At 66.9% G+C, this 9,947-nt stretch carries 10 protein-coding genes and 1 other RNA gene; 5 read left to right on the top strand and 6 right to left on the bottom strand.

Going from position 1 to position 9,947, the window contains the following annotated elements:
* Positions 1 to 271: 271 nt before the first annotated feature.
* Positions 272 to 664: RNase P RNA component class A (gene rnpB, locus EDE12_RS14280), an RNA gene on the bottom strand.
* 292 nt (positions 665 to 956) lie between these two features.
* Between rnpB and EDE12_RS14275 the strand changes: the two genes are divergently transcribed.
* On the top strand, positions 957 to 2,153 hold the full coding sequence (locus EDE12_RS14275; RefSeq protein WP_280949678.1) for a beta-ketoacyl-[acyl-carrier-protein] synthase family protein: 1,197 nt from the start codon (positions 957 to 959) through the stop codon (positions 2,151 to 2,153).
* A gap of 27 nt (positions 2,154 to 2,180) precedes the next feature.
* On the opposite strand, the gene EDE12_RS14270 is transcribed toward EDE12_RS14275, so the two are convergent.
* Complete coding sequence (locus EDE12_RS14270) at positions 2,181 to 3,101, bottom strand: alpha/beta hydrolase (protein WP_134188133.1); 921 nt, start codon at positions 3,099 to 3,101, stop codon at positions 2,181 to 2,183.
* A 94-nt stretch (positions 3,102 to 3,195) separates the two neighbouring features.
* On the opposite strand from EDE12_RS14270, the gene EDE12_RS14265 reads away from it, so the two are divergent.
* Positions 3,196 to 4,095 carry a LysR family transcriptional regulator gene (locus tag EDE12_RS14265; RefSeq protein WP_026598149.1) on the top strand — a complete coding sequence of 300 codons (900 nt, stop codon included), beginning with the start codon at positions 3,196 to 3,198 and terminating at the stop codon, positions 4,093 to 4,095.
* On the opposite strand, the gene EDE12_RS14260 is transcribed toward EDE12_RS14265, so the two are convergent.
* A complete protein-coding gene (locus tag EDE12_RS14260) occupies positions 4,096 to 4,839 on the bottom strand; it encodes a hypothetical protein (protein ID WP_024879422.1) in 744 nt (247 codons plus the stop codon).
* Between the two features lie 191 nt (positions 4,840 to 5,030).
* The gene (locus EDE12_RS14255; RefSeq protein ID WP_245275714.1) at positions 5,031 to 5,528 is read right to left on the bottom strand and encodes a hypothetical protein; all 498 of its coding nucleotides are present in this window, start codon (positions 5,526 to 5,528) and stop codon (positions 5,031 to 5,033) included.
* Between the two features lie 85 nt (positions 5,529 to 5,613).
* On the opposite strand from EDE12_RS14255, the gene EDE12_RS14250 reads away from it, so the two are divergent.
* Together EDE12_RS14250 and EDE12_RS14245 are read left to right on the top strand one after the other, a co-directional pair.
* Entirely contained in the window at positions 5,614 to 6,012 is a 399-nt protein-coding gene (locus tag EDE12_RS14250; RefSeq protein WP_026598147.1) for a carboxymuconolactone decarboxylase family protein, read from the top strand.
* A 213-nt stretch (positions 6,013 to 6,225) separates the two neighbouring features.
* Positions 6,226 to 6,561 carry a hypothetical protein gene (locus EDE12_RS14245; protein WP_024879419.1) on the top strand — a complete coding sequence of 112 codons (336 nt, stop codon included), beginning with the start codon at positions 6,226 to 6,228 and terminating at the stop codon, positions 6,559 to 6,561.
* Between the two features lie 29 nt (positions 6,562 to 6,590).
* Here the strand turns inward: EDE12_RS14245 and EDE12_RS14240 are convergent, their stop codons facing one another.
* On the bottom strand, positions 6,591 to 7,115 hold the full coding sequence (locus EDE12_RS14240; protein WP_026598146.1) for a CreA family protein: 525 nt from the start codon (positions 7,113 to 7,115) through the stop codon (positions 6,591 to 6,593).
* A 242-nt stretch (positions 7,116 to 7,357) separates the two neighbouring features.
* Here EDE12_RS14240 and EDE12_RS14235 point away from each other — a divergent pair, with 242 nt between their 5' ends.
* On the top strand, positions 7,358 to 8,413 hold the full coding sequence (locus tag EDE12_RS14235) for a DUF2865 domain-containing protein (protein ID WP_245275713.1): 1,056 nt from the start codon (positions 7,358 to 7,360) through the stop codon (positions 8,411 to 8,413).
* Here EDE12_RS14235 and EDE12_RS14230 read toward each other — a convergent pair.
* The gene (locus EDE12_RS14230; protein WP_134188132.1) at positions 8,394 to 9,947 is read right to left on the bottom strand and encodes a hypothetical protein; all 1,554 of its coding nucleotides are present in this window, start codon (positions 9,945 to 9,947) and stop codon (positions 8,394 to 8,396) included. The genes EDE12_RS14235 and EDE12_RS14230 overlap by 20 nt on opposite strands.

Genomic DNA, 9,947 nt, shown 5'->3' with positions numbered 1-9,947 from the left:
TCAGGGTTAAGAGAGCGTTGACGCGGGCGCGAGCCGCGCATTTCGCGTTAGGCATGGGGGCGGCCGTGGCGGTAGGCCGTAGCAAATTCCACAGGCGCCGTATCTACCCTCCCCTTTAGGGGGAGGGTCGGACCGCGCAGCGGTCCGGGGTGGGGTTCGACAGCAAAGACTCGGGGCGTTCACCCCCTCCCGAGCGCATTCGCGCTCGACCTCCCCCCTCGAGGGGGAGGTAAAAGCGCCTCTTCCGGCGCTCGTATCGCTCACCCAAAAAATCGCCAGTCGGCCTATAAGCCGGGTTCTGTATGGCGCGGTCGGATCGCCCCTTCCACGCGCGATGGCCATTCCTCTGGGACGACGCTTGCGCGCCGCCTCTAGCAACCAACCCGGGCGACGACCCGGAGACGGGCCAGGAAATATCGCTATTTCCAGTCGCCCCTATTCGGTCTTGCTCCCGGCGGGGCTTGCCATGCCTCGAACGTCGCCGCCCGAGCGGTGCGCTCTTACCGCACCCTTTCACCCTTACCGCGAGCCCGAAGGTCGCGGCGGTTTGCTTTCTGTGGCGCTTTCCCTGGGGTCGCCCCCGCCGGACATTATCCGGCGCCGTGTCTCCGTGGAGCCCGGACTTTCCTCTATCCCGAAGGACAGCGGCCATCCAGCCGACTGGCTGATGAGCCAATAGGCAGACCGGCGCGGAAGGTCAAGACGCCGCAAAAACCAGCGGCCGCGGCTGCGCAGAGCCGCACGTCTCAGTAGAACAACTTATGAATCAGTCGAGTAGAGACCGCTGCGGCGCCGCGCCGCGCGCCTTTTCGGGGAAAAGCGAGGACCTCTGCTTGCGCGCGAGGCGATCGTGACGGCAAAAAGGATTAACGTCTGGTCCCGTCGGACTGGAGACGGCGGCAACGGAGCGAATTTCTACTTTGGCGACAGCGGTGAAATCGAACGAGAGACGGGTTGTGATCTCGGGCATGGGCGCGGTTTCGGCCGCCGGCGTCGGGGCGCAGCCACTTTGGGAGGCGGCGCGCGACGGCCAATGTCAGGTCCGCCCGCTGAAGCTCGAGCGACCCTATGGCGGCCGCATCAAGATCGCCGCGCAGCCGCAGAACTTCGATCCGCTCGCCTATCTCGAGCCCGAGATTCTTCCCTATTGCGACCCTTTCACCCAATACGCCATCGTCGCCGCCGACGAGGCCATGGCGCAGGCGGGCTTCGCGCGCAAGGATATCGCCGGGCCGCGCACGGCCGTCATCATCGGCTCCGGCATAGGCGGCTCCAAGACCATCGATGACGAGGCGCATAAGGAATACAACACGCGCGAGCGCGCCGATCCGCTGACCGTGCCGCGCCTCATCCCCAGCGCCGCGCCCACCATGCTGGGCATGCGCTTTTCCTGCAATGGGCCGACATTCGCCATCGCCAGCGCCTGCTCCTCGGCGAGCCAGGCGATCGGCGTCGGGCTGGAGATGATCCGCTCCGGCGCGGCCGATCGCGCCATCGTCGGCGGGGCGGAGGCGGCCGTCATCAATGGCTCGCTGCGCTCCTGGGAGGCGCTGCGCGTGCTGACGCCGGATTTCTGCCGGCCCTTCTCGGCCGGCCGCAACGGCATAGTGCTCGGCGAGGGTGCCGCGATCTTCGTGCTGGAGACGGAGGAGCTCGCGCATTCCCGCGGCCATGCGCCGCTCTGCGAGCTCGCCGGCTATGGCACGTCGAGCGACGCTTTCGATCCGCTGCGGCCCAATGTCGAAGGCCCCTCCGCCGCCATGCGGCAAGCGCTGGAGAGCGCCGGCCTCACGCCCGACGATATCGACTATCTCAATGCCCATGGCACCGGCACTTACGCCAATGACATCACCGAGTCGGAGGCGATCCTGCGCGTCTTCGGCGAGCGCGGCGCGCGTCTGCCGGTCTCCTCGACCAAGCCGATCCACGGCCATGCGCTGGGCTCCTCCGGCGCGCTCGAGCTCGCCATCACGATAAACGCCCTGCGCGAGCAGCTCGCCCCGCCGACGATCCATTTCAAGGCGCCGGACCCCAAATGCCCGGTGGACCCCGTGCCGCACGAGGCCCGCCGCGTGCCGATCCGCGCGGCCATGTCCAATTCCTTCGCCTTTGGGGGCATCAACGCCGTGCTGGTGGTGCGGCGGGCGCGATAGAGCCGGCGTCTCGCGCCATCTCACGCGTCACGCGAGAAATCGCTCGACTTCCCGAAAAAACGTCTCCGGCGCCTCGTCGGGGACGAAATGGCCGCTCTCCTCGACGACAATAGAGGAAAGCGCTCGCGTCCGCGGCGCCAGCGCTTCGGCGAGTCGCGGCCCGACGCCATGTCGCCCGGCGATGGCGAGCACCGGCATGTCGAGCCTACGATCCGAAAGGCTCGCCACGAGACGCGCATCCTCGGGCAGCGCGCGATAATAGTCGAAGCCCGCGGCCATGCCGCCCGGCCTCGCATAATGGCGCGCGAATTCGTCGATCGCCGCCGCGCCGACCGCGTCCTTGCGATGCGACCAGGCGCGAATTTGCGCCGCGATATAATCCCTCTCGCGTCCGCGCGTCAGCAGCTCGGGAATGTCGCGCGCCATGTGAAAACCGTAGTGCCAGGCGCCGCCGCGCCGCGCGTCCATATTCTCGGTTCCCGGAAGGAGGCAGTCGACGAGGACGAGCCGCTCCACTTTCTCCGCATGAAGCAGCGCGAGCATGAAGGCCGCCTTGCCGCCCATGTCATGGCCGATCACATGCGCCCTCCCGCCCGCCACGCGATCGATGAGAGCGACGATATCCCCGGCGACAGCGCGCTTGTCATAGGACTGCGCGGGCTCGGAGAGGCCGAGGCCGCGAAGATCCGGCGCGACGACGGTGAAGCGAGGCGCCAGTCGCTCCATCGTCGCGCGCCAGGCGAACCATGTCTGCGGCCAGCCGTGCAGCAGCACGACCGTCGGCCCCGCGCCCAATGTGACGAAATGCAGCCGCGCGCCGTCGAGCGCGAGCCAACGGCTCTCCGCCCCCTGCGGCAAAAGTCGCGCCTCTTCGGCATGCGCCCCCGCGAATCCCTGCGTCGCGACGGCTCCAGCGGCGGCCAGAAACGCCCGCCTGTCGATCGTCATCCTCTCCTCCTTCGAAAGCTTCGCGAGAGTTGCCGATCGTCGCTCATGCGTCTATCGAATAGGCGGATCGAATTATTATAACCAAATGTTATGCATGGACCTCGCCGCCGCCCTTCGCGCTTTCATCCGCATCGTCGAGCGCGGCTCGATGACCGCCGCGGCCGCCGACCTCGGCGTGTCGCAGCCTGCCGTCAGCAAGATGCTGCGCAATCTCGAAGCGCATGCCGGCGCGCGCCTGCTGGAGCGCGGCCCGCGCGCGCTACGTCCAACGGCGCGAGGCCTCGCGCTCTATGAGGCCGCCGGCGGCCCGCTCGCGGCGATAGACGCCGCGCTGGAAAGTCTTCGCGGCGACGGCGCGGCGATCGCCGGCGAGTTGCGCCTGCATGGCCCGAGCTGCATCGGCGAGAGACATTTGTTTCGCATCGCGATGGCGTTTCAGGACGCGCATCCTTCCGTCGCCGTGGCTCTGTCGCTCGAAAATCGTCCGGTCGATCTCATTTTCGAGAATATCGACCTCGCGCTGCGCATGGGCCGGCCGAGAGAACAATCTCTGATCCAAAAGCGCATCGGCTTCAGCCGGCGCATCCTCGTCGCCGCGCCCGCCTATCTCTCGCGCGCGGCGCCTCTACGCACGCCCGCCGATCTCGCCGCGCATGATCTTCTCGTCACCGACGCGTCGTTGCGCAATGGCGCGCTGCGTCTGCGCAAGGGCGACAGCGCGGAAGACATAGCCGTTCGGCCGAAGCTCACGACCAATAGCGCGCAGGTTCTCCTCGAGGCGCTGCGCGCCGGCCGCGGCGTCGCCACCACGCAGCTCCTGCTCGTCGCCGAAGAGCTGCGCAGCGGCGCATTGACCCGCGCATTGCCCGATCATGAGATCGAGCCGAGCGAATTCTTCCTCGTCTATCCTTCGACGAAATTCCTGCGACCCGCGGTGCGCGCCTTCGTGGATTTCGCCACGCCGGCGCTACGCCGCATCGAAGGGATATTCTAATTACAAAGAATAGCCCGTGATGGCGGAAGCGAACCACAGCCATGGATCCGCGCCGGAGAGGCTGACGAAAATCAGAGCCGCCGCCGCGAGCTGAACGCCGATGGCGACCAGCGCCGCGCGCGACAATTTTCCGGCGCCGTCGTCGAGACGGCTCGCCCCGACATAGAGCAGAAGCGAGATCAGCAGCGATCCATAAGTCACCGCCGGTCCGCCCGGAATGACGAAGCGCAGCGCACGCGCCGTCGCCGGAGCGATGAAGGTGAAGAAGCTCGCCAGCTGAAAATGGCGGTGCCACTCGGGACGACGTACAGTGACGAAAGCGCCTATGCCGAAGAAGGCGACCTCGGTGATCACCCAGAAGGGATAGGCGAGGCCGATCAAAGGCGCCGTTCCCGCGACCTTGGGGTCCGCGGCGGCGACGCGCGCCACCGCGGTGACGATCGACAATGCGATGACGAGGCCGAAGAGAACCGCGCCGATCACGCCCACAGTGCGGTGATTCTTCAGCGCGCCGCGGCTCGCGGCGACATATTGATAGATGAAGACGGCGAGCCAGGCCGTCGTCGTCACGCCATGCGCGAGAACGAGCAGGGTCAGCGGCTTTCCGGCGCCGAAGACCGGCTTCAGATAGAAGGTCGGCGCAAAGCCGACGAGCAGCAGCAGGACTGCGAGCCCAACGAACCAGCCCTGTTTCGGCAGATGAATTTTGGACGCGACGGGTAGGCTATCGACGGCTTCGCTCATGGGAACGACCTTTGGCGTGAGAAGGATCGGATAGCGCCGCGCTCAGAAGGCCGGCGAAGCGCATAGCCGATCCATATTCATATAAAGTCGATCGATTATAACTATTTTATGAGCGCTGTCGAGACAGCCCGGCCCGCGGGTGGCGCATCAGGACGAGATCGACGGCGGCGCAGGAAAGCGCCGCGCCGCCGTCACCTCTTCTTGCAGGCGTCGACGAATTTGCCGATCTTTGCCCCTGCGCCTTTCAGCGGCGCGGATTGTTTCGAGCCGCCGATCGTCACGACGAGCGTCTCGCCGCGCGCCATGGCGGCGAAGATCGGATCATCGGCAGCGATCCGCCCTTCGAAGCTCGGAACGCCCGCCTCCTCATTCGGCACGAGCTTTCCCGCGACCTTCGTCTGCGCGTCGCCGACCGCCAAAATCGCCGTCGCGGCCTTGCCGGCATTCTGCTTGCCGTCGGTTTCGGAGATGAACAGCGTCGTCGCGCCGCTATGGGCGTCGCAATGAAAGCCGCCGAGGGAATCGTCCGTTTCGGGGACGCCATAGTTGAGAAAGGCCATCGGCGGCTTCGCCTCGTCGAGAGAGAAGCTCCATATGCGCCCTTGCTGCGCCGCCGCCGGCGACGCAATCCCCAAAAGCGCGACGATGAGCGCCGCGGGCGCCCTGCGAGCCAATACGCCGATCGACATCTTCCTCTCCATCTCGAGACATGCGCGCCGCGCACGCCGCCGCTATGATAGGCCGAAGGCGAATGTGAGAGGAAGCGAGGGAACAATGGCCACTGTGAAGCTGCTCGGCGACGATGAGCTCTCGGACGAAGCCCGCGCGGTCTTCGACGATATTCGCGCGACGCGCAAAAGCGATTTCGTCAATAATTTCTGGCGCGCTCTGGCGCATGATCCGGCGACGCTGAAACGCACATGGGAGAGCATAAAGGCGGTGATGGGACCGGGCGTCCTGGACCCGAAGGTGAAGGAGATGATCTATATCGCCGTCTCCATCGCGCATGGCTGCGGCTATTGCATCCACTCCCACACGGCGAGCGCGCGCGCCAAGGGCATGACCGAGGCGGAATTCAACGAGCTGCTCGCCATCGTCGGCATGGCCGCGGAAACCAATCGCCTCGTCACCGCGCTGGGCGTGGAGGTGGACGCTGAATACGACATTCGCTGAACGGCGACGCCCACGCCCGCGGGCTCCGAGAGTCCGGGTCGGCAAAACCTTCGCGCCAGCGTCTTGCCCGCGCTCGTCGTGGCGTGAATGGCCCGCCCTCGACGTCTCTTACGCAAATCGGCGCGAACTTAACCGCGCCTTAACCGCGATCGCATATACCAGGAGCCGGCGCGGTGAGGCGAATGAGCGTCCCCGCGCGAGGCGTGCCCCCCGATGCTCTCCACCGAATTTCAGCGTCTCGTTCTCCCGCGTCTCGCCTTTCCGCTGCTGGGCGGATTGCTGCTCGCGGCGGCCCAGGGCGGCGCCCGCGCCGCCGAGGCGCCGAAGAATGTCTATTTGATTTCCGGCCACGAAGGCTATGGCGTCGTCGAATGCATCACGCAGAAGAAAGATTGCGGGAAGATCGTCGCCGACAGCTGGTGCGAGTCGCATGGCCACGGCCCCGCGGTGGCCTTCGGCCGCGCCGACGATGTGACCTCGGCGATCGGCCCGGCCTCGGCGCGCAAGCCCTTGACGGCGGAAGCCGCCGTCGTTTCCTGCAGCGAATGAGCGTGGGCGGGCGCAGGCCCGCCGCTGCGTCATTTCTTCAAAAACTCGCCGCATTGCTCGACATCGCCGGCGCCCCAGGGCTGGATCGGCACGCCCGAGGTGGAGTTCTCCGGCGAGCCTTCGATCAGCCGGTCGGAATAGGCCATATAGACCAGCGCATTGTGCTTGGCGTCGCAGCCGCGGACGATATGCAGGCGCTTCCACAGCGCCGAGCGGCGCTCACTGAACACTTCGTCGCCCTGACCGAATTTGTCCTTGAATTTCACCGGCCCATATTGACGGCAGGACAGCGACACATCGGAGGTCTGCTCCGCGACGCCGAACATTCCCGCGACGCCGCCCTTCTCATGCACGGTGTAATAGCAGGCCACCCCGTCTATATCGGGATCGTCGAGCACATAGGTCGCCAATTTGTCGTTGGGCGTCAGCAGCTTGAAGTCGGTGGATTTGCGAAAGATCAGATCCGGCCCGTCGGCCCGGGCGGGCGCTGCGCCCGCGGCGGCGAAGAGCCCCGAGGCGATGAGAGCGGACAGGACGAATTTGGACGGCTTCATAACTGCGTTCCTCCAGAGCGCCAGGAAATTCCCTCGACAAATGTCGTGACGCGCCTTGTTCGCGACAAGAAGCTCGCGACAATCGCGCGCCGATTGATCGGACGGATGATATGGCCGATATGGTCTCGAGCTCGACGGTTTCGGATTCGCCGGCCCGCGGCGCCTCGCCTTTCGAATCGCGAAATATAGGACCAATGTCGGCGAAACATATCATTCGGAAGACGCTTTCCCGAAAGGGGCCGTTGCGACGCCTCGCGGGCGCGCTCGTTCTGGCTGCCGCCGCTCTGCTCTCCGCGCAGGCGATGGCGCAATCGGCCTATTGCGACAATCTGCGGGCGCAGATCGCCGCCGCCGGCAATAATAGCGGCTCCGCCCGCTATCGCGCCGCCGCCGCGACCCAGCAGAAGGAGATCGACCGCACGGTCGCCTATGGGCGTTCCATCGGCTGCGACCGGCAGCAGTTCCTCTTCTTCGGCAGCGCGCCGCCGGCGCAATGCGGCGCGATCAACGGCCGCATCGCGCAGATGCGCTCCAACCTCGCCTCGCTCCAGCAAAACTCCGGCGACGGCCAGCGGCAGGCGCTGCAGGCGCGCTTCGATCAGCAGTGCCGGCAGCCGCAGCAGCCGGTGCGCGTCGCCTCCCGCCAGCGCAATATTTTCGAGGAGCTGTTCGGCTCGCAGGAGGAGGAGCCGACGCCGGTCCGCGAGCTGCCCCTCAACGGGCAGCAGGAACGCGACGAGGACGACAATGGCGGGCCTGTCGCGCGCGGCGGCTCGCTGGCCGTCTGCGTGCGCGCCTGCGACGGCGGCTTCTTCCCCATCAGCTATTCGGCGCGGCGCGCCAATCTCGCCGATCTCCAGGAATTGTGCCGCGCGCAATGCCCAAATGTGGAAGTAGCGCTCTACACGCGCTCGCCCTCGCGCGACATAGAGACAGCGGTCTCGATGGATGGCGAAGCCTATGGCGACCATCCCAATGCGCTGAAATTCACCAAGAGCTATGATCCGACCTGCTCCTGCCGGCCGCCCGGCCGCAGCTGGGCCGAGACGCTCGCCGAGGCGGAGCGGCTGCTGGCCGAGCGCAATAAGGGCGATCTCGTCGTCTCGGCGGAGAAGGCGGAGGAAATGTCGCGGCCGATCGGCGTGCGTGCGGCGCGGGGCGCCGTCTCGCCCAACCTCCCCGCCACGGAGGCGGCGCAGCCGGAGAAGCGCCCGCTCGACGCGCATGAGACAACGCGCGAGATCGTCGGCGCCGATGGCGTCAAGAAGCGCGTCCGCGTCATCGCGCCGACTTTGTGACCTCCTCGCGCTCATAGAGCGTCCAGGCGAAACCCGAGAGGCCCGAGGCCGGGAAATATCCGCGGCGCAGAAAGTCCGCGCGGCAATCCCGCGGGCCGGCGGAGCGCCGCTCCGCATGGTCCGCCAGTGAATCGGGCAGATCGACCACCAGAAGAAAGGCCGGCGGCGTCGCGCACCATTCGGCCGGAGAGACCATCGTCGCGACGACGCCCAGCTTGCGGGCGTGATAGGCGACGACCGCCTTGGTCTCGCCGCGCGCGAAATCGACGGCGTAGGGCGCCTCCTTGCGCTCGGCCATGATCTTCACCGCATCGGCGTAATGGCCGCGGCCGTCGCGGTAGAAATCGGCGAGCCGCCCAGCGTCGCCTATGGCGAAAGCGCCGAGCAGGACTGCCGCCGCCCCGCGCCGCAATGCTCCAGCACGATAGAGGGCGGCGCAGCCTTCGGCGGCGAGCAGAGTCAGGCCGATCGCGGCGGTGGCGTGAAAGCGCGGATATTGCTGGCTCGGCAGGCCGGCGGCGATATGCAGCAGCGGCAGGCCGAAGACGGCGATGGCCGGGAAAACCCGCCGCTCCGCCGGCAGAACCGCCAGCAGGCCGAGGGCGAGCAGGCCGGCGGCGCCGAGAAGGGCGAAATCATCGACGCCGCGCGGAAAGCCCAGCGTCGCCCGCGCCATTCCGGCGACGCCCTCGGCGAAGATCGCCGGGCTCAGCGGAACCATGGCCCCGACCTGAAAATCCGGCGCCAGCGCGCCATAGGCGAAGCAGAACAGAGCCGGAAGGCTGGCGAGCCCGGCGACAGCCCCTATGGCGACCGCCCGGCCGAGAGTGCTGCGGCGAAACCGCAGCATCGCCGTGAGCGCCAGCGCGCCGCTCGCCTCGATCATGGTGAGATGGGAGAAGGTCCCGAAGCCGATCGCCGCCGCCAGCGCCAGCAGACGCCGCCACGAGGCGCCCTCGGCCAGAATGGCGTCCACGAGACCATAGGCCAGCAGCACGGCGAGCGTCATGCCGGCATAGCCGCGCGCCTCCGAGCCGTAATGGACGAAGAAGTAAGAGGTCGCGAAGACGAAAGCCGCGATGAGGCCGGCGGCCCCGCAATAGCGGCGGCTCGCGGCCGCGGCGGCGGCGGCGGGAATGGCCAGCGTCCCGAACGCGATCGCGGCGAGGCGCATCAGCGGAACGGGCGCGTTCGGTCCGATGAGATAGAGCCAGGCGGAATTGGCGACGTGATTATTGTCGTGATGCAGGCCGATGAAGACATCGCCGAAGGAATGCGCCCGCTCGAGCAGGTTCAGCGTCCAGATTTCATCAAGCCAGAGATCGCCCTGCGCGGCGTAGAGGCGCAGCGCAGCGCCGAGCAGGGTAAGGGCGATGAGGGCGTAACGGAAGGCGCCGAGGCCCCCTCCCTCACCCTCCCCCGCTTCGCGAGAGAGGGGAACGGCGACGTTACGCGAAACGTCGATGACGCGCGGACTCTGCTCCCTCTCCCGCAAAGCGGGGGAGGGTTGGGGAGGGGGCGCGAACGGCTTCAC

Source organism: Methylosinus sp. sav-2, assembly GCF_004366495.1.
In the GTDB taxonomy this organism is placed as follows: domain Bacteria; phylum Pseudomonadota; class Alphaproteobacteria; order Rhizobiales; family Beijerinckiaceae; genus Methylosinus.
Note: the sequence above shows the minus strand (reverse complement) of the source record. Positions and strands in the feature narration are given on the sequence as shown.